This window comes from Staphylococcus sp. HMSC034G07 (assembly GCF_001835975.1).
Taxonomy (GTDB): Bacteria; Bacillota; Bacilli; order Staphylococcales; family Staphylococcaceae; genus Staphylococcus; species Staphylococcus ureilyticus.
On the sequence record NZ_KV826607.1, the window covers coordinates 134,225 to 155,049 of the forward strand.

The 20,825-nt window shown below is 28.8% G+C and carries 15 protein-coding genes and 1 riboswitch; of the genes, 12 read left to right on the top strand and 3 right to left on the bottom strand.

Annotated features, from left to right (window positions below; translation table 11 throughout):
* The first annotated feature begins 354 nt into the window (after positions 1–354).
* The 4 genes from HMPREF2586_RS05915 (at position 355) to HMPREF2586_RS13040 (ending at position 3,299) form a co-directional block, all read left to right on the top strand.
* Entirely contained in the window at positions 355–1,155 is an 801-nt protein-coding gene (locus HMPREF2586_RS05915) for an MBL fold metallo-hydrolase (RefSeq protein WP_128088366.1), read from the top strand.
* A 741-nt stretch (positions 1,156–1,896) separates the two neighbouring features.
* Positions 1,897–2,376, top strand: coding sequence for a 23S rRNA (pseudouridine(1915)-N(3))-methyltransferase RlmH (rlmH, locus tag HMPREF2586_RS05920; RefSeq protein ID WP_019468536.1), 480 nt, complete (start codon positions 1,897–1,899; stop codon positions 2,374–2,376).
* 510 nt (positions 2,377–2,886) lie between these two features.
* Positions 2,887–3,042, top strand: coding sequence for a hypothetical protein (locus tag HMPREF2586_RS13035; RefSeq protein ID WP_326498241.1), 156 nt, complete (start codon positions 2,887–2,889; stop codon positions 3,040–3,042).
* Positions 3,030–3,299, top strand: a complete 270-nt coding sequence (locus HMPREF2586_RS13040) for a DUF488 domain-containing protein (protein WP_305954880.1) — start codon at positions 3,030–3,032, stop codon at positions 3,297–3,299. The genes HMPREF2586_RS13035 and HMPREF2586_RS13040 overlap by 13 nt, the downstream gene beginning before the upstream one ends.
* 358 nt (positions 3,300–3,657) lie before the next feature.
* Here HMPREF2586_RS13040 and HMPREF2586_RS05940 read toward each other — a convergent pair whose 3' ends face one another.
* The 3 genes from HMPREF2586_RS05940 to HMPREF2586_RS05950 form a co-directional block, all read right to left on the bottom strand.
* Entirely contained in the window at positions 3,658–3,840 is a 183-nt protein-coding gene (locus tag HMPREF2586_RS05940) for a hypothetical protein (RefSeq protein WP_070657135.1), read from the bottom strand.
* 67 nt (positions 3,841–3,907) lie between these two features.
* Positions 3,908–4,011: riboswitch (SAM riboswitch) on the bottom strand.
* Between the two features lie 226 nt (positions 4,012–4,237).
* Positions 4,238–5,359, bottom strand: a complete 1,122-nt coding sequence (locus HMPREF2586_RS05945) for an MFS transporter (RefSeq protein ID WP_070657336.1) — start codon at positions 5,357–5,359, stop codon at positions 4,238–4,240.
* On the bottom strand, positions 5,352–6,605 hold the full coding sequence (locus HMPREF2586_RS05950) for an ATP-grasp domain-containing protein (protein WP_070657132.1): 1,254 nt from the start codon (positions 6,603–6,605) through the stop codon (positions 5,352–5,354). Before HMPREF2586_RS05950 ends, HMPREF2586_RS05945 begins: the two co-directional genes overlap by 8 nt.
* Before the next feature lie 962 nt (positions 6,606–7,567).
* On the opposite strand from HMPREF2586_RS05950, the gene HMPREF2586_RS05955 reads away from it, so the two are divergent.
* The 8 genes from HMPREF2586_RS05955 to HMPREF2586_RS05990 all read left to right on the top strand — a co-directional run bounded on the left by HMPREF2586_RS05955 (position 7,568) and on the right by HMPREF2586_RS05990 (position 20,646).
* A complete protein-coding gene (locus HMPREF2586_RS05955; protein ID WP_070812681.1) occupies positions 7,568–8,575 on the top strand; it encodes a hypothetical protein in 1,008 nt (335 codons plus the stop codon).
* The gene (locus tag HMPREF2586_RS05960; protein ID WP_070657122.1) at positions 8,565–10,100 is read left to right on the top strand and encodes a DISARM anti-phage system protein DrmE domain-containing protein; all 1,536 of its coding nucleotides are present in this window, start codon (positions 8,565–8,567) and stop codon (positions 10,098–10,100) included. The genes HMPREF2586_RS05955 and HMPREF2586_RS05960 overlap by 11 nt, the downstream gene beginning before the upstream one ends.
* Positions 10,101–10,111: 11 nt before the next feature.
* Positions 10,112–13,585, top strand: coding sequence for a helicase-related protein (locus tag HMPREF2586_RS05965; protein ID WP_070657119.1), 3,474 nt, complete (start codon positions 10,112–10,114; stop codon positions 13,583–13,585).
* A 2-nt stretch (positions 13,586–13,587) separates the two neighbouring features.
* Positions 13,588–15,567, top strand: a complete 1,980-nt coding sequence (locus HMPREF2586_RS05970; protein WP_070812682.1) for a Zn-binding domain-containing protein — start codon at positions 13,588–13,590, stop codon at positions 15,565–15,567.
* On the top strand, positions 15,568–17,283 hold the full coding sequence (locus HMPREF2586_RS05975) for a nuclease-related domain-containing DEAD/DEAH box helicase (protein ID WP_141756814.1): 1,716 nt from the start codon (positions 15,568–15,570) through the stop codon (positions 17,281–17,283). It begins immediately after the preceding gene.
* Between the two features lie 78 nt (positions 17,284–17,361).
* Positions 17,362–18,831 carry a Sau3AI family type II restriction endonuclease gene (locus HMPREF2586_RS05980; RefSeq protein ID WP_070657334.1) on the top strand — a complete coding sequence of 490 codons (1,470 nt, stop codon included), beginning with the start codon at positions 17,362–17,364 and terminating at the stop codon, positions 18,829–18,831.
* A gap of 103 nt (positions 18,832–18,934) precedes the next feature.
* Positions 18,935–20,173, top strand: a complete 1,239-nt coding sequence (gene dcm, locus HMPREF2586_RS05985; protein ID WP_070657110.1) for a DNA (cytosine-5-)-methyltransferase — start codon at positions 18,935–18,937, stop codon at positions 20,171–20,173.
* 257 nt (positions 20,174–20,430) lie between these two features.
* A complete protein-coding gene (locus HMPREF2586_RS05990) occupies positions 20,431–20,646 on the top strand; it encodes a zinc ribbon domain-containing protein (RefSeq protein ID WP_070657109.1) in 216 nt (71 codons plus the stop codon).
* Positions 20,647–20,825: the final 179 nt, after the last annotated feature.

Here is a 20,825-nt window from a genome sequence, read left to right on the forward strand (position 1 = left end):
ACGAAATCAAAAGTATTCACATTGATTTTGATACCGCTCTTTTATTATGTGCTTTAAGATACAGTATTTAAAAAATCAAGACACCATATTAAACATTAAATTCAATTTAAGCTTCAAAGTATGTTAAAATAGATTATTGTTAAATCAAAGTTATAAACCAACTGCGTTGATTTAAGATGAACGCATGTAAACATAAATATGTACCACATAGGATAGTTCAAAAGTACATCATTTAAAAACAGTTTCAGCAGATATAAAAAACTTTAATAATTAGACAGAGGGCATGTTGAGGTCACATAAACCGTAGACTGCCTATACAAATTATAAGCAACGAGTGTTTATCGATTAGAAAGGGTGAATCGCTTGATACGAATGAGTGTCTTAGCGAGTGGTAGTACAGGTAACGCCACTTATGTAGAAAGTGATAAAGGTAGTATTCTCGTCGATGCAGGCCTGACAGGTAAGAAAATGGAAGAACTGTTTGGCCAGATCGACAAACAAATTAAAAATTTAAACGGCATTTTAGTAACACATGAACATTCCGACCATATCAAAGGCCTTGGTGTCTTAGCACGTAAATACGGATTGCCAATATACGCAAACGAAAAAACATGGTCGGCAATCGAAAAGAAAGATAGTAAAATTCCAATGGATCAGAAATTCATTTTTAATCCATACGAGACTAAGTCTATTGCAGGCTTTGATATTGAATCATTCAACGTGTCTCACGATGCCATAGATCCACAGTTTTATATCTTCCATAATAATTATAAAAAATTCACGATACTTACAGACACAGGTTACGTTTCAGATCGCATGAAAGGCATGATTCAAGGCAGTGATGCTTTCGTATTCGAAAGTAATCACGACGTTGACATGCTTCGCATGTGCGGCTATCCATGGAAGACAAAACAACGTATCCTCAGTGATATGGGACACGTATCTAATGAAGATGCAGGGCTTGCTATGACAGACGTCATTACAGGCAACACGAAACGCATCTATCTATCCCACTTATCACAAGACAACAACATGAAAGATCTTGCCCGCATGAGCGTTGGCCAAGTCCTAAACGAACACGACATCGATACAGAGAAAGAAGTGCTCCTCTGCGACACAGACAAAGCTCAAGCCACACCAATATACACACTATAGTAAGAAGCCCTTGCCCTTCATTGAAGAAGCGGTTAGGGCTTTTTTGTGCATTAATCCAAGACTACTGTAAGCTATTGTTGAAATGGCATGTTTGAATAGTTAGATGATTTTAATGGGTGAGCTGAAGATGATTCAAAGCGTAGTTGGCATATGAAATGAAATTGAGTACTTCTTAATACGATGGCTAAACGTAAATCTAGTTAAAGCACCAGTTTTCATATTATTGAGTTATCGGAGACTTATGCATGAGCCTTAGCTTAGTCTCACTTTAACGCTAGTCATCTTGCTGTGATGACACAATGAAATCATTTTAACTAAATTAGAGGTTTGTTTAACAAGCGATTTTTATAAAATGATTAGTCCATTAAAGTAGTTACATATATGCATTTACCTTATAATTTATAAACAGTGGATAACTTACCTAATAGCTTGAACGAACATGATATTTTGTAAAATAAGCGTAAATTTTGTGAATAAGTATGTAAGACAATCGGCAACTTATCCACGTATTTATCCAAAGTTATCCAGAGATGTGCACAATTAACATAGAAATACCCACATTATACACAGGGTTATCCACAAATAAACAGGTTATCCACCGCTACTTGTGAAAAAAACGTAAATTATTTTAAATTATCGTATACATTCCTGTTATAATAAGAGGGAATTGTGTGAATAAGTGTATAACTTGTGGATAAGTCTAATAACTATTGATTTTTAAGCTTTTACAGGAGGCAAATTATGAAAATTACTATACTTGCAGTTGGCAAATTAAAAGAAAAATACTGGAAACAAGCAATTGCTGAATACGAAAAACGTTTAGGTGCGTATTCTAAAATTGAAATTATCGAGGTGCCAGATGAAAAAGCACCCGAAAATATGAGTGACAAAGAAGTTGAACAAGTGAAAGAAAAAGAAGGCCAACGCTTACTAGCAAAAGTAAAACCACAATCCACAGTCGTTACTTTAGAAATAAAAGGCAATATGCTGACTTCTGAAGGACTTGCTAAAGAATTAGAAAGCCGTATGACACGCGGCCAAAGCGACTTCACATTTATTATCGGTGGTTCCAATGGCTTGCATCAAGATGTCTTAAACAGAAGCGACTACGCCCTGTCATTCAGTAAAATGACATTTCCACACCAAATGATGCGCGTCGTCTTAATCGAGCAAGTCTACCGTGCGTTTAAAATCATGCGTGGTGAAGCGTATCACAAATAAAAAATAGGTTGTGTATAACATGATATGAAGTGAATTGATGGAAAATAATATATGGATAGCCTTGATAACTGGAGTATTTTTTATGGCTCTAAGGAATGGATTAGATTATACGTGGGTATCAGAATTGCGAATACAAAGTTAAATTTAGAAATACTTTATCCAATCTATACAGAATGTTTTATTTCAGCTAAGAAAGTGAGAGGAGCGTATAGAACTCCTTTTACACAAGAAGATCTGTTATATTTATGAAAATAATAAGTTGAAGGAGAGTTACGGGATGAATAAAAGTAAAGTTTATGCCATTATAGTATTAACTATATGCTTAATAATTATGGTACTCTGCTTACCGTTTATAATTAAAAATGGTAGTTATTCGGCTATTTTTTCTGCATTCATTCCTATAGCAATAGTAATAATTTATCTTATCTTTAATAAGCGAAATAATAATGATAATTAGGTATTGTAATAACATCACTTATACTTTAAAAATGACGGAGGGATTGGTTAGAAGTGACAATATTTACAATAGGTCATTATAATTATAATCTAGAAACATTTCTTGAAATGCTAGAAAAAGCCAAGATAACAAAAATTATAGATGTTCGTTCATTTCCAAATAGTAAAAACATCCACAATATAACCAACATGACTTCATGGATTGGCTAAAAGAGCACAATATAAAATATAAACATATTTCATTACTAGGTGGAAGAAGAAAACGTTCTGGCGTAGTTGGAGAAAATTTGAATGCTGGTTGGAAAAATCAATCATTTCACAATTATGCAGATTATACTTTGACCGACGATTTTAAAGAAGGTATCAATATATTGATGGAAGAAAAAGATAATAACGTGGTTGCATTGTTATGTGCTGAACGTCATCCTTCAAGATGTCATCATTTGATTATTAGTAATTGGCTATAGGCACATAATGAAAATGTAACACATGTTATTTTAAATAATAATGGCATTGAATTAAAATCGCATAAATTAGGAGAATGGGGAGCTATGCCTATCATTGAAGATGATGGACATGTTGTATATCCCTTTATGACAAAATAAATTCCGATGATAAATAAAAAAGTAATTAATAAAAATCACATGATCAAAGAAGACCCAGTAGTGTGTCACAAGTGATGCTATTTGATAGATATTTAATAATACAATAGTCATTTGAAATAATTTAACAGCATCCAATCATACATTTATATAATTAATTAACAAAAAAGACCCGATTAGATTCGAGTCTTTTTCCTTGAACTTATTATAGTAGGAGTTGTTGTTAATGAGAAGAATTTAGAATTTTTAATATGGCTTCTTTGTTACTTATAAGATCGATTTGTTGAAGAATTTGATTCTTAGTATTATTCAATTTACCTTGTTTTAAAATACTACTGGAAAAATTTTTGGGTTGATAATTATCCCAATATTCTAATTCTGAAAATAGTTCATGATATGCTTTCATGATATATAACCACCTTTAATTATATTCAATAAAATAGCTCTTCAAATTAAGAAGAGCGTTACACATCTTCTCATCTTTCAGTTATTTAAAACTGTTGGAATTAGCACATCGCTATTTAGCTGTTGCTGGAGCTTCTAAGGGCCAAGTCCCTCCACTCACTCTTAATAAGAGAACTATTTTATTAACTGTATTATAACACATAATGGAATAAATTGGTAGTGAAGATCTACGAAAAAATGATTGGAAATTAGGTTGCTTTATTACAAAAATTTTAAAATAATTTTATTATTAAATTTAGTGTGTTATAGAAATGTTTTCTAATATTAATTCTTTACGAATATCAATAAGGTCACTGACTGTAAGATATAAAGACTTGGGTAATGCTTTATCTTTCCTTTTAATTAAATGATTTTTCATTTGTAGTGTTCCTTTCGTGATGTTCAATTTTCAATAAAAGCATTAATATAATTAACAAAATAAATGATGGTAACCAAACAAAGTTTAAATTGAATATACCAAGATAAATACAGAGTGCAAGGACTGGGAGTCCTAAAGCATTTCCCAGGGAATAAATATGTTTTACAGTATGACTAGCGTATGCTGTGACAATAACTTTTCTGAAAATAATTCTTGCGCTGCCAAAAGTGAAACCGAACAATAGCATTAATAGTAATTTCATTACAAGCGTCCCTTCAGCTAAATACCATATTACAGTGATAGCAATACTTATTATAAAAAATAAGTTCAACCAATTATTAGAACGTAATTTGCTGAGTATTATTCCAATTAAAGCCATTCCTACCCCTAAAGCACAGTCCAATAGTGCGACTTCATGGACTTCACCACTCTTAAAAGCTGTAAAAGTAGGTAACATAAAATTGATAGTTCCTAATATTGGCCACATAAGCATACTTATAAAGTAATGTGTAAATTTTACAGATTCTTTAGTATGAACTTCATCATCTTTAGAAGAAAGCTGATTATCCTCATTTTGTTTCCTAGTAACAATATAAAGAAGTAGATAGGTTAAGGCACACAATAAAAATATCCAACGAAGTGTAATAAAATTAACAATCACTGAAACAAACAAAGGTCCTATCATTAAAGCAACTTGATTGATAGTCATTGAAAGGGAACTATATTTGTTAATAAATACTTCACTTTCCTTTTCAACTAACTGTGAAAACCAAAATTCTAAACTTGTTTCTAAAAGAAAAAATACAATCCATAAAGCAAAATTTAGAATAATTAATTGCAAAGCGTTTCGATAGCATACTGTTATGGTAATGACTATGTAAAATAGTACTAAGAAAGATAATTTTGTCAGGCCAGCACCAGAATAATTTTTAAAGAATATCCCTATTAGAAATGGAGTGAATATTGCTGGCACAAATGAAAGGATTGTAGCCAGCGCTAAATCACTCGTAGATTCAGGATTTGCGAGTTCCCAATTTATAATGAGGATTAAACCTCCACAGATAAATCGATATAGTGCAGTAATGGTTAAATATTTAGTCATTATGAACATCACTACAATCAAAAATTTCATTTGCTAATTCATTGGCTTTGTGAATATGTTTGTATGTTTTTGAAGTTGGTAACTCAGGCCAGTTCAATTGAATGAGTCCTTCACGATTACTCCAATTTTCAGGGTCAGTTACGATATCTCCAACTTTTTTTAATACATTTATTTTTTTGATTTCGGGATCTTTTGATACTTCTGGATAATGAATATGCATGATTTTACCTTTTTGAGCTTTCATAAATGCTATGGCAGAAGTTTTTTTGGGAGTAAATAGATATGTAGGTTTTACGTCATTGTTAATATACATAGATATATGAAGGCTGTAGGGGTTAATGTTATAAGAAGATTCGACTAAATCCATAATAGCATCGCCACCAGGTCTAGCTGCAGCTTCTATGACATAGAGGTTGTTGTCTTTAATTTTTATTTCAACATGAGCAACTCCACGTGAAATTCCTAAAGATTTACAAGCTTGTATTGCCAGGTCTTTAATATTTTTATCTTTATATCTGAAACTGGGAACTAAATGACCCATTTCAGTAAACCACGGTCTAGGTGATAAATATTTTTCTGTAACAGTAATGACTTCATAGAAATTATGACCACACAATACTTCAACTGAAACTTCATCATCACTATCAATAAATGCTTCGATCAGAAATCCACTTTTAGAAACTTGGAAATCATCTGCATAGACCTCCATCGTTTGTTTCGATTTAGTATAGGCATCCATACATGCTTGTTTATTATTGGCTAAATAAACACCGCCACTACCTCCGAAATCAACCGGCTTTATAATTACTGGAAAATTAAATTCATTCATTAGCTGTTCTAATTGTAATAAACTATTAAAATACATAGACTTTGGTGTGGGGATATTAAACTTTTCAAATATTGACTTCATTATACTTTTATTTCTACAAGCGTTTATGACTTGTTCTTCAAGGTAAGGCAAACCGTAGTCTTGATTTAGTTTGTTAGCGACTTTTAGTGTCCAATCATTTAAAGGAACAATAGATTTAGGTTTGTAGCCTTGCGTTTTATAGTAAGCTATTTCATTTTTTATTTCTTCATAGTTTAAAGGATTGGCATTAATACAAAAATCCCAATAAGCATTATATTGATATTTTGCATTCTTAATAGCTGTCCAAACTTGAAAATCTCCGATTGCTTTGCCACCTGCATAAGATCTTTCTCTAAGAAACTGATCTGAACCTAATAATAATAGATATTCTTTCATATGAGCCTCCTCATTCATAAAAAATTTATTATATAAAAATATACCATATAATTTTGTAGTTTAAAATGATATAAAAATGGATTGTGCGTTTTGTTTTTGTCGAAGATCTTTATAGATATTTCTTAGAAGATGTTAGTTTTGAACATATAAAAGACTTAAGAATATCTACTTAACCTGTGCAGGTTTTATTTTGAAATTATTTTTTAAAAGTTACAATGTTCAACATGATTTATCTATCTTAAATGGTAACCAGGGAATAAAAAGACAAGGTAGAATGATGGGAGTTATTAAAGAGCATAATGTAATAATTGAGATTCTTGCAATTAAGATGAAAATGAAATTGTAAAAACTATGAAATCTTATTAAGAAAATCTATATAAAAGTGTAGACAACATTTTACTATCGTCTACACTTTTGACTTATTCAAAATTGAAAAAAAGAAAACACTAAATTCTTAAATATGAATCATAAAAACATAAAACTACATAGTTGCTGATAAGTAGAAGTCTATCACAAGTGATTGGTTTATTTAGCAGTATAGAAGGGGGTTTAAGATTATTTATTGTACGAGGTTTATAGGAATAGTAGTAATACTTTTGTTAAGATTTTATCATAAGTGGATTGATTTAATTTAACTTAATCATATATTACAAATTAGTTAAATGTTGAATCTGAAAATAGAAAATCAAAATTATACATGACTTAAAAAGACAAATACTATATAAGGTTTGACATAAACATTTGAGTTATTCAAATAATATTTGTTTATTTTATAACAATAAATCAAATGACATTTTAATAAATCAAAAAGATGATATTCGACAACTTTATTGTTATAATAATGTTGTGTAATATATTTAAAAATGAGTGATAATAATAATTTGAAAATTTATGACATAATTATATTGAAATGATTATTAAATTGTTTTTGAAACAATTTTAATATTGGGGGTTAAAATTTAATGAAAGAAAAAATTTTATATTGGGAAAATTTAAAATATAGAACTTGTAAAACGACCTCATGGAAAAATGTAAGTGAGTGGATGAAATTTTTTTTATTGATAGGAGAATTTGTTGATCAAAAAGATAGGATAAATTTTTATATTTCATATTTAGATGAATTTTATCCTGCGTTATTCATCGCAAAGGGACTAATAGATTCTAATTTATCCAGAATGAATAATAATTTAAACAATTATGATATAAATAATGATTTGAAAATAGGGGACAAAGTAACTTATTTAGTAGGAAATAAAGATGGAAAAAATATATGGAAAAAAGCAGAGGTAATTAATATTTTTAACGATGAAAATGCGCTGATGAAAGAATGGAACCCATACATAGAATTGAAATTTGAAAGAAAAAAAAGAAATGAATTTAATCATAAAATTCCTAAAACAATATGGTCTAAAAAGTTAAGGATTTCATCAAATTATAAAAACACTGCAGGTAGCGTTGTTAAAATGAATAAAGAGATAGAAGGATATTTCAAAGAAAAATATTCAAAGAAAGTTTTAGACTATATACAAGGCACAAATAAAAAGCAAGTTAACATTATCGGATTAAAAGTCCAAAAAGAGTGGGAATCTTACAGTGATTTTTTGGAATTCTCTGAAAACAATATCGAGTATACAAGTAATGATTTTATTTTTGCTAATGATTCTCAATATAGTATTAGTAATGTCAATTTTATTAAATCTGTAAATTCAAAATACAAGGTTGAAAGAAATATACCAACAATATTTGTGGGGGATAGTAGTGCGATTACATTATCTAAATTGAAAACAAAAAAAAATATAATATTATCTAATCGTAAAAAAAATAATGATACTTTAGCTGAGTTAGTAAAACAAAATATTTTAAGTGATTTTATGTTGGAAGATAGTCAAATGAATTTTAAAGAATTACATAATTTTTTAAATGAAAATGATGTAAAAATACCGAAAGGGGTGGAAATATTTGTCTATTAATAAGTTAGAGTTTCTTAATGACTATGATATATCAAAAAACAATATACATATAGAAAGAATACACTCTGATATATTAAAAGAGTATCACAAATATATAAAGAAGTTTTCAATGGAAATAAATGATTATGATGATGAAGAACTAGCATATAAATTTAACTTTTATAAGTACTTCTTCAATGATTTAATTTTAACTTTAAATGAATACAAACACGTATTTACTAATTTAGAGGTTGATGATTTAGAAGAAATCACTGCTTTTTTTAAAGAATATTCACAATATTCCGATGATAAAGAGGGGTTAAAAGAAGCTTTTAATTTATTGAAAAAAATTAAAAATGGTGATGTCGAGAATAAAATCGCTAATAGATTGGTAGAGATTATTAAGCAAAATAGAAGTGGGGATATTGCAATAGTTTGTGTACGCGATTTTACTATTTTTAGTGAAAAAAGCAATGATGAATTAACCCAAAATATTACTTTCTATAACCCGAGCCAATTATTAAAAGAAAATAAAATTTTTGAAACTCTTATTTTTATTGGGCCTCCTTATATATTTCCAAAATACAGAAATATATTTTATGGAAATAAAATTTATTATATTATGTTTGATTTTTTAAATAGCGGTAACTTTCAAAATAAAATTATACATAATAATAAAGAAGCTAATTCAAATTTATATAAGAATGTTGAAGTTATAAATGAAGAGGAACCTACGACATTAAAAAGTGTAGATTATTATATTGATTTGAAAGAGGAGATAAACTATAAAATCGATAAAATTTTAAAAACGCATACAATTTCCGAAAGTGAAAACCAAATACCAGAAAAATTTGGCCAAGGAAATTTAATAAGCTTTGTAAATGATAAGTATTTTATAATGGCTAAAAATGCAAAAATAAGAGTAATAAGGTTAAATAATTCAAATAAATTAAAAAATGAACTCACAGTAGAAAAATTAAATTTAAATAGCTTAAAAATAGGGGACTGGATTTTAATTAAGTCAGATTCTGATGAAAATTTAATAAAAAATGAAGCCAAAAAAATCATTGGTGAACACAAGTATAATCATTATTTAGAGAATGTTAAATTATATAAAAAATCATTATTGAAAAAATCAAAAAATTTCGAAAGTTTGGAGGGATTTAAGAGTGAATTAAAAAATCATGGAATAAATTTAAAAGATATAAACACACTGAAAACTTGGATTTCTCTTGAAACTGTGAAGCCTAAATCATTGATGGAAATTTTAAATTATTTGAATTTTAGTGATATAGGTAAAAAAAATATTTTTCATTCCGCTAAAGAGATAAATAAAACTCATATTTTAGCGGGGAAATTAATATTACAAAAATTATCTGAAAATATTAAAGAAATAAATTACACTGAATTTATAAATGAGATGTCTGAAAATAGAGAGTATATTTTAGAGACTGAGGATAAAGGAACATATTTTATTGAAGAGATAGAATTCATTTCAGAGAAGACTAAAGATTTTTTAAAAAAAGATATGAATAGATTATTATAAAGGAGAAAAAGATGTCTAATATATTAAAAAAAAATGTTGAAAATAGAGAAGAGATTATTGAAAATTTAAGAAAAGAAATAATTGGTCCAGATATAGATATGGAATATACGCAAGTAATAGATGAAAACACTACTTCTATAAATATAAATAATAATCATTTAAGTTATCGCTATGGTTCAAAAGTTGAGGAAATATTTAATCAAGGATTACCTAGTAAAAAATATGCAGCTGGCCTTTTGTATCCAACTAAGAATGTTTTGAATGCAGTTGAAGAGGATGATAATTATGAAAATGAGAAAGAACTAAAAGTAGATTTGAATAATATGCAAGATAATGGTGACATTTTGAAAAATGGAGAAGAAACTAATGAAGTAAGCATATCAGGTAATGAAATGTACAAACAATCTACTATGGGAATTACATTTGCTATTCCCGAGGAAGCTGATATTTTAAAAGTTAAGTTTGAATGTGGACGTTACAAATTATTAACAAATTATAATAAAAATTTACAAATCACTGGTGATTATAATAAAGATTGGTGGATGAGAAAAAGCTTAACAAGCGAAATCAATATCAAAACTAATCAAGAAAAAAATATAGAAAACTATGAATTAGTTTTGGAAGATAACAACAAAATAGTTAATGAGGATTTAGATGTCATATTATATTCGAATATTAGGAAAATTAGTAAAGGATTAAAAATTGTCACATTAACTATTGAAAATAAGACGAGTAAAAACAGCGATAGCCCCGATGAACAAATATTGTTTCAATCTGATTTAGAAGTAACAATTGAAGATGGAAGAGTATTTTCACCATATCCTAAACCATCAGAACTAGACATAAATATAGGTAAAGAAGAGAAGAAGTTTGAGTTTTTGTATTTAGATGAAAAAAATTATTCATTTGGTCATGATTGTGCGACTATATGGGAGAAAAATGAAAGTAATGAGGTTTATAAGATTAAATCTTCATTTTTGCCAGAGTATGAAGTGAAAACTATGACACCTGACATAATAATAAATAATCAACAACTGAGTATATATCATTCTGAATTGGCAGCTGTAAAATGTTTAGATGATTTAAATACAATTTTAAAACCATTAATTGAAGGATATGAAAAGTGGTATGAAATACAAGAACAAAAATATGTTGATGATTATTACAACGATATTAAAGAAGAGAATTTATTTTATATGAGACAAAGTCTACATAGGATTAAGAAAGGTTTGGAGGTACTACAAAATCCAAAAGCATTTTATACTTTTAAACTCGTGAATTTAGCTATGCTAATGCAAATGAATAATGGGAAAGACCTTCGAAAAATCGAGTATGATAACCAAATTTCTTTTTCGAAAGAAATTAATACAAATGGTTTTGAAGAACTAAATTATGAAAGTATTGAAAATTTAAATAAGTCTATAAAAAAGAAAATTAAAAGTAATGAATCTGCATTTACTGAAAAGAAATGGAGAGGCTTTCAAATAGCTTTTTTACTTCAATCTATCGATTCTATAGTCAATAAAAAATCTTTTGATAGAGATATAGTAGATTTAATTTGGTTCCCTACAGGTGGAGGTAAAACTGAAGCGTATTTAGCAGTATCAGCTTTTTCGATGATCTATAGAAGAATGTTGAATAAAGATGATATAGGTGTTGACACAATAATGCGCTATACGTTGAGATTGCTTACAACCGATCAATTTCAACGAGCATCTAGATTATTAGTGAGTATTGATTATTTACGTAGAAAATTTAAAGGATTATTAGGTGAAGAAGAGTTTAGCATAGGTTTGTGGGTAGGAAGTTCAAATACTCCTAATAAATTAGAACAAGCTAAAAAAATTTTGAAAGATAGCAAGATGGGTAAGAGTGATGGTTTTGTTGTTTCTCAATGTCCTTGGTGTGGAGCAGAGATGAAACCAATAAAAAACCTTACTTATGTCGGTTATAAATATACTGATACATTAGAGATATATTGTCCAGATAAAAAATGTGAGTTCCATAATCATTTACCAATATATTTTATAGATGAAATAATTTATAAAAAAACTCCAACTTTTCTGATTGGTACTATTGATAAATTTGTTCAATTAACATGGCAGCCGAAAGCTAGGTATTTATTTGGTTTAAATAATAAAGGTGAACGAGTTTACTCACCACCAAATTTAATAGTGCAAGATGAATTGCATTTGATTTCTGGTCCATTAGGTTCATTAACAGGTATGTATGAAACATTGATAGAAGAATTAACCACTGACAAAAACAGCCAAGCCAAGCCTAAAATCATTTGTGCTACTGCTACAATTAAAGCATATGAGTCACAAATAAAAGCGTTGTTTGGCAGAGAAAAAAGTAGTCTTTTTCCTCCATCAGGATTTAGTATAAATGATAATTTTTATTCTAAAGTTAAAACTGACGGTTTTGGTAGACCAGTACCTGGTAGAAAATATGTAGGTGTTTATACTACTACTCAAGGTAAACTACAAACTCAAGTTCAAACTTTTTCACGTCTACTTATTAGTGCAAACAAATTACCTGAAGGATTTAAAAATCCGTTTTGGACTATTTTATCATTTTACAACACGATTAATGATATTGGTAAAGCAAATACATTGGCAGATTTAGATATCCCTCATGAAATGGAAAGTTATTATAATAAAAGGGGGATAAATGATAGAAGGATACTAGATAACGAAAACGTAAAAGAATTAACGTCGAGAATGAAAAATAACGAAGTTGCAAAATCACTAACTGATTTAAAAATTAACTATTCCTCAAAGAATAACCAGGCCATTGATTTAGTGCTAGCTTCTAATATTATTGAAGTAGGAGTAGATATAGACAGGCTAGCACTGATGACTATCATTGGACAACCTAAAACCACTGCTCAATATATTCAAGTAAGTGGTAGAGTAGGTAGGAAACCGGATGAAAGTCCTGGGTTAGTCGTTACAATTTATAATCGTGGAGATAGTAATGATAAGTCACACTATGAACATTTTAATGAATTTCATCAGAAACTTTATGCTAATGTTGAGGAAACTAGTGTTACACCTTTTTCACACTTTTCAATTGAAAGAGGTTTCCCAGCTGTATTAATAGGATTTATGAGACAATTCTTTGATGAAAAAACGTTAGGATATGAACCTAATATTGAAATAATAAAAGACAATTTTGAAGTAATTAAAGACTTTGTGTATGGTAACATTTTGAAGAAAATGAAAATAGTAGATGACACGGAAAAAGAAAAGATAAGGTATCTATTTGAGGAAATAATAAAAGAATTACATAAATTCGAATATGATGCATGGGAAAATACAAATAATAGATATGGATATATAAATAGGTTGAACACACAAGAGATTGATGATGAACAAAGATCTATAATATTTTCAATGAGAAATGTTGATGCAGTGAGTAAGTTTAGAGTTCAATCAGTAACAGATTTGGATAATTATTTCAATTTTAATATGGAGGAATGAAAATGGCTAGAAAGATAGAAGTACCTAGAGGAAAGTTAGTTGGTATGAATGGTCCTGGGAGTCTATATATTGACACTGATGGAGTATCATATATTGTAGGTGCTGCAGAAAAATGGTATGAAAGTGGATTAAATAAAGAATTAACTAAATTTACTATTAATGATAATAGGCTTGAGAATTTATTGAAGGTAAAAGGGTTTCGCGAAGTACCAATTTATAAAAAAAATAATGATGATAGAGAAGTTAAAAATTCAAATGTAACGATACCAATTTCACGCTTTCCGCTAGCTCATTATTGTTCAAAATGTCATGTAATAAGTGAATTTTCAGAGAGTAGTTCAAGCAAAATAAAAGAATGTAAGATTTGTGGAGAGAAAAAAGAACATATCCAATTTCCATTAGTAGTAGTTTGTGAACACGGTCATATATATGATTTTCCTTATTTTAAATATACACATAGTTCTTCGACAGAAAATTCGAAAGTCACACATAATATATTTTTTAAAATGAACGGTAGCTCTATTTTGAATGGCAGTTTAGTTTGTTCTTGTGGTGCTTATCATTCTCTTAAAGGTGTTACTGGGAAATCAAAAGAGGGTGATGAAACACCTACACCCTTTCAGAGAGAGTTGAAAAATGAAAAATGTAAAGGAAAGCGACCTTGGGGTGGTAAAGATGTTTATGACAAAAAATGTAATGGCAGACCAGTAGCTATATTAAAGAATGCTTTAGGTGTATACCAACCAGAATTATTTTCAGTTTTATCATTAACTAATGGCCATAAAAGAGAACAATTATGTGATTATGAAAGTATTTTAGTTGAAGAATTTGATAAATTAAGTAATGACACACAAAATCTTCATGATGCTTCACTGAATGTAAAGCTATCTTTTAATGGTGAGCCAAACTCTATTATAAAAAAAGTCAATTCAGTTAGACGATTGCAAGAACTAGTAGTTCAAACTGGTTTTCACCGATTAATTCCTTCAGATGAAGAAGAAGCATTTATTAAAGCAACTGATGATACCAATAACAAAAAGATAATGTTTTCATCAAGTGATGTTTCAATCGATTGGTACCCAGCAAAAGAATTGTACGGTGAAGGTATATTTATAGAATTCAATGAAGATGTGTTAAATAAATGGGGAAACTTCAACTTGGTACAGGAATATATGAAGAGAAAGATAAATAAAATAACAGATGATGATCATTTAAAAGACAAATTTTCGAACCCAATTAATATTTTAATTCACACATTATCTCATGGATTAATTAAACAATTTAGTAAATTATCAGGTTATTCAATTACTTCAATAAGTGAAAAACTCTATTTTTACAAAAATAGATATGGCATACTTATTTATGTTACTGATTCAGATAAAGATGGAACATTTGGTGGACTTGTTCGTCTTGCAGAAGAAGAAAAATTTAAACTATCATTTAATGAAGCACTTAAATCAATGGAATGGTGTAGTTCAGATCCAGTTTGTAGAGAAATAGGGTATAATAATGGTCAAGGTTTATATTATTCAAATGGTGCAGCGTGTCATAATTGTACATATTTACCTAATACAAGTTGTTCATATAGAAATTGTTATTTGGATAGAGAATTTGTATTCATTTTAGATTCTAAAGTTTGTATAAGAAATCATTTCGATTGGTTTGTAGATAATGAATATCAGTGGAAAAAGCTAGAACATAAATTGAAAATTTTAAAAAATGGTGAAGAAAATACTTACGGTAATTGGAATACTTTAATAGATTTAGGAATTACAACTTCAAGTTATTTTTTAAATAGAAAATACACAGAACCTGATTATTTCGAAGGAATAGTTCAAATTGATAATGATGAGTATAAAGCTGCGTATATTTGGATAAAAGAGAAAAGAATAGTATTACTTGATGAGAAGTATCAAGGAAAAAAAATTCCATCTGATTTTTATGGTCTAATAAATGGATGGGAAATTTTAAAAAATAAGTAGGTGTCTGAATTGGTTAATATAATTCCTAGCTATAATTTACAAGATATAGATTTTAATGGTAGTAAAGGTGAAGCAGTTTTATTTGAAAAATTTAGTGAACTTGGTGATGAATATACAATTTTTCATTCTGTTGAATGGTCAGATAAAAAAGGAAATAAAATAAATGCCGGAGAAGCCGACTTTTTAATTTTCAATAAGAATTATGGCATACTTTCACTTGAGGTTAAACATGGTGGTATTATGGGAAGAAAGGGAGAATTATTACAAATTAACAGAAAAACTAATATAGAAAAACCTATTAATCCTATGAGACAAGCGGACAATTCAACATATAAATTCAGAAAAATTATTAATGGTTTAAATCTAGAAGACACCTATATACCTATATACTCTATGGTATGGTTAACAGGAGTTAGTTCGAACAATTTAAAAGGTAACTTGCCTTTAAAGTATTATAAAAATGAAAACACTTTTTTTAGTGAACATATTTTTGATGTTGAACTTGCTTTAGAAAATTGTTATAAATTTTATGGAGTTCAAAAGCATAGAATTGGAAAAGATTCAATGAACAAAATAATAGATAAAGTTGCCCCGGAGTTTCAAGCAATTCCAAGTATGAGTAATGTTATTGAAGAAAATAATTATTATTTTAATAGAATGACTAATGAACAAAATACTCTATTAGATTATCTTTTAGAGCAAGAAGAAGCTGCTATTCAAGGTGCAGCAGGAACAGGAAAAACAATGTTAGCGGTGGAAAAAGCAAGAAGACTTTCAGAAGAGGATAAAGTAGTATTTTTATGTTTTAATAGATTATTAGTTGAATTTTTAAGAAATCAATATAGTAGAGAACTAGAAAATGTTACATTTACTAATTTAAATGCCCTAGCTGCTAAGGCATTACGTAAAGATAAAATTGATGAAAAAGATATAAATTATTTCTTGAGTAATATAGAAAATTTTTCAGAAGTTTGGGATTTTAAGCATATTATTATTGATGAGGGACAAGATTTTACAGATAGTTCAATTGAGTTATTAAGAGAAATTGCCATAATAAAAGAAAGCTGTTTTTATGTGTTTTTTGATAAAAACCAAGTTATTCAACAGAAAGATAATCTTGAATGGTTAAATGATATGGATTGTAAGTTATTATTAAGTAGAAATTGTAGAAATACACTACAGATAGCTAAAACGTCTACTAAACCTATAGGTATTAATGAAAAGAAGTTGAAAATGAAAATTCATATTGATGGGAGCATTCCATATTATTATAAGGCTGAGAACCAAAGCCAACTTCTTAATTGGTTAGAACAAAGAATAAGGTATTACACTGATGAAGGTGTGAAAAAAAGTCAAATCACAATACTTACCACTAAGACAATTGAATCTTCGATTCTTAATGGGTTAGCTAAAATAGGAAGTTATTCAATCACTAACCAACCAAATAATAAACACATTTTGTTCACTACTGCACGTAAATTTAAAGGTTTAGAATCAGATGTGATTTTTATCATAGATATCGATAAAGATACATTTGTTAATGATAGTAATAGGATGGTTTTTTACGTTGCTTCTTCAAGAGCAAAGTCTCAATTAGAACTTATTAGTTTATTAACAAATGAGGAAGAAGAAGAGATGATTAAGAATATTACGGATTCACAAGATACTAGAAGGATTCGTTTACAAACGGATTTAGGTGTTAAATTAGTTAAATGAATATTTAACGTTATACAATCTTAGAAATGATATTAAAAATTATATAAAAGAGATTAATTGTATGGTGGTGTAGGTATTATGACTGAATATAAAACAAAGCAACAGGTTCATAATAGGGCTAAGGAAGCGGTTGGAAAAACACTAATAGAACTCAATGATGGTAAACCAATTTCTGGGACGAAAAGTTCTGCAGGGGATGCTTTTGAGACATGGTTTGGTAAACAAAAAGATAGTGATAGTAGACCAGATATGGAAGAAGCTGGGGTTGAATTAAAAGCAACACCTATAAAAAAATTAAAAAATGGACAATATAGTTCAAAGGAAAGATTAGTATTAAATATCATAAATTATGACAAAGTTGTAAAAGAAAATTTTGAAGAAAGTAGTTTTTTAAATAAAAATGGCACGATTGAACTAGCTTTTTATGAACATGATAAAGAACTTAAACAGGATGAATGGCTTATAAAAGAAGCAATTTTATATGAAATGAAGCATAATCCTGTGGATTATGAGGTTATTAAGCAAGATTGGGAAATAATACATGAATACATACAAAATGGAAAGGCGCATGAATTAAGTGAAGGTTTAACAAATTATTTGTCACCATGTACAAAAGGTGCGTCTTCAAAATCTGTAAGGACACAGCCTTTTTCTGATATAAAAGCAAAACAACGAGCATTTTCATTTAAATCAGGTTATATGACTTCATTACTGAGAAAGTATGTATTAGGTGATGAGCAAATAGATTCTATCATTAAAGACAAATTTGAAATAAAAGCAAAATCAATAGAAGATATCGTAATAGAAAAGTTTCAACCTTACATTGGTTGGACTATTGATGAATTGTGTGAACATTTTAATATTAAAAAAGGTGCGTATAATTTAAACTATAGACTAGCATCTGCCATTTTAAATTTGAAAGGGAAAATAACTAAAAACAATCCTTTTCCCGAGGTGGAAGAGTTTGAAAAGTCTTCAATAGTTGTGAAAACTGTTAAATTTGATGAAAATAATCGTAACAAAGAAAGTATGTCATTTGGAGCTTTTAAATTTGAAGAATTAGCTAATGAACAATGGATTGATGAAGATGGATTACCTAGTGCACAGTGGCATAATTTTTTATTAGAAAGCAGATTCTTATTTTTCGTAGTAAAGACTGAAAATGAAATGGATGTTTTTAAAGGCATTAAGTTCTTTAGTATGCCAGAAGAAGATATTGAAGGACCTATTAAAAAAATGTGGTTAGATACAGTAGATAAAATTAAAACAGGTGTTACTCTAGAAGCTGTTCCGGATAAAGGGACAAAAGATGGTTGGAGAATTAATAATAATTTTATAAGTAAGTCTGATAAATTAATATGTCATGTAAGACCACATGAACAAAAGAGAGATTACCGTAAAAATGGGCTATGTGCAGACAAATTACCGCATCCAGCTAAATGGATTAATAAACCAGAAAGTGATGATTATTCAAATGAATGGATGACTAAGCAGTGTTTTTGGATTAATAATGATTATATTAAAAAGCAAGTTGAAGAATTACTTTAGCCAATGTATGTTATAATTTAAAATGTTTAATTATGATATAAAGTAGAACGATCGTTCGCTTTTATGGTATAATGGTTAATAAGTAATTTTAGGAGGTCGCCTAATGAATGATATTAAAGTAGTAGAGCTATTTGCTGGTGTTGGCGGTTTTCGTTTAGGTTTAGAACAAACAAAAAATAGAATTTTTGATGTCACTTGGGCAAATCAATGGGAGCCCTCACGTAAAGTACAACATGCTTTTGATTGTTATAATAAAAGATTTGATACTGGAAAACATGTGAATAGAGATATAGGAGAAATATCAGATAAAGAAATGGCTGATACAAATGCTGATATGATAGTTGGTGGTTTTCCTTGTCAAGATTATTCTGTTGCTCGAACCTTAAACGGTGAACTTGGAATTCAAGGAAAGAAAGGTGTATTATTTTGGCAAATTATACGATTTGTTCAAAATACATATCCCAAATATTTATTGTTAGAGAATGTAGATAGATTACTCAAATCACCATCTAATCAGAGAGGTAGAGATTTTGCAGTCATGTTATCAACATTAAGTGAATTAGGATATGTTGTTGAATGGAGAGTGATAAATGCTGCTGATTATGGTAATGCACAAAGGCGTAGAAGAGTATTTATTTTTGGGTATAAACATGATTTAGACTATAGCAATGAGATGAATAAAGAATCCCTTGAAAATATCATTTATAAAAGTGGAATGTTTGCACAAGCTTTCCCAATTGAAAATGAGCCTAATAAAAAAAGAGTAGCAGAAACAACACTTTCAAGTGATATTGTTGAAGTTTCGGATAATTTTAAATTTCAATTTTATAATAGTGGTATTATGAGAGATGGCAAAGTTTTGACTATTGATACCATACCGAAATATGAAAAATCATTAACACTAAACGATATTATAGAAGATAATGTTGATGAAAGTTATTCATTAAATTCTGATCAAATTGATAAATTCAAGTATTTACGTGGACCTAAGAAGATTAAGCGTACTACCAAAGAAGGTCATGAATACTATTTTTCAGAAGGCGGAATGTCAGATACTGATGCGCTCGATTTACCCGCTAGAACGATGTTAACAAGTGAAGCTTCAGTAAATAGAAGCACACACTTTTTGAATGTTAATAACAATTATCGTACATTAACACCAATTGAAGCGGAAAGATTAAACGGTTTTCCTGATAATTGGACAGACACAATGCCAGACAGAATGAGATTTTTTTGTATGGGTAATGCCTTAGTTGTTCCTATTATAACTAGAATAGGTAATCAAATAGAGAAAATAGAACATATGACCAAGGACTCTTTCAGTCAGTTGAAACTGTTTTAAAATAATAATATTATACATTTAATACTATTCAGTAGCGATTGATACGTTACTGAATTTTTTTTGTATAAAAATTACTTAAAGGTGCTAGCGATATATCTATTTTATTTATTCGTAAAGCTTAAGATACTATTGCAGATATGAATATTCAAAACCATAAAACTCCAAAGGCCACAATCCCTATAACATCCCATAAAGTTTAAAGTGACCATATCAGTGATATGTACATAATAACGCTTATGATAAAGGGGTGGAAAATAATGGCAGCAGAAACACATAATGGTTGTGTTAAGTGTGGACATACAGAAGTTGAAGAAGGAACACTTTCAGCGACAGGTTCAGGTTTTTCTAAAATATTTGACTTGCAACATAATAATTTTACAACAATAACTTGTAAAAATTGTGGCTATACAGAATTTTATAAAGTGGATAAAAATAGAACAACAGATATTGTCGATTTGTTCTTTGGAGGATAGAAATTATAAATAATTACGACGGTGCATATAATACTGTTTTACGATAACTGTATAAATGCAGGTGAAATTTTATCGTATTTTATATCTAGTCAACATTATGAGGTGGACTATGAAATCTTTTTAATTAGATTTCTGGTTCACTTTTTTAATTTAACATTTACTTCTATTTAATTTGAACT

Excerpts from the sequence above, each read along its gene's own strand:
- rlmH (WP_019468536.1), top strand. The coding sequence starts at position 1,897 with ATGAAAATTACTATACTTGCAGTTGGCAAATTAAAAGAAAAATACTGG.
- HMPREF2586_RS13040 (WP_305954880.1), top strand. The coding sequence starts at position 3,030 with ATGGATTGGCTAAAAGAGCACAATATAAAATATAAACATATTTCATTA.
- HMPREF2586_RS05940 (WP_070657135.1), bottom strand. The coding sequence starts at position 3,840 with ATGAAAGCATATCATGAACTATTTTCAGAATTAGAATATTGGGATAAT.
- HMPREF2586_RS05945 (WP_070657336.1), bottom strand. The coding sequence starts at position 5,359 with ATGACTAAATATTTAACCATTACTGCACTATATCGATTTATCTGTGGA.
- HMPREF2586_RS05950 (WP_070657132.1), bottom strand. The coding sequence starts at position 6,605 with ATGAAAGAATATCTATTATTATTAGGTTCAGATCAGTTTCTTAGAGAA.
- HMPREF2586_RS05955 (WP_070812681.1), top strand. The coding sequence starts at position 7,568 with ATGAAAGAAAAAATTTTATATTGGGAAAATTTAAAATATAGAACTTGT.
- HMPREF2586_RS05965 (WP_070657119.1), top strand. The coding sequence starts at position 10,112 with ATGTCTAATATATTAAAAAAAAATGTTGAAAATAGAGAAGAGATTATT.
- HMPREF2586_RS05970 (WP_070812682.1), top strand. The coding sequence starts at position 13,588 with ATGGCTAGAAAGATAGAAGTACCTAGAGGAAAGTTAGTTGGTATGAAT.
- HMPREF2586_RS05980 (WP_070657334.1), top strand. The coding sequence starts at position 17,362 with ATGACTGAATATAAAACAAAGCAACAGGTTCATAATAGGGCTAAGGAA.
- dcm (WP_070657110.1), top strand. The coding sequence starts at position 18,935 with ATGAATGATATTAAAGTAGTAGAGCTATTTGCTGGTGTTGGCGGTTTT.
- HMPREF2586_RS05990 (WP_070657109.1), top strand. The coding sequence starts at position 20,431 with ATGGCAGCAGAAACACATAATGGTTGTGTTAAGTGTGGACATACAGAA.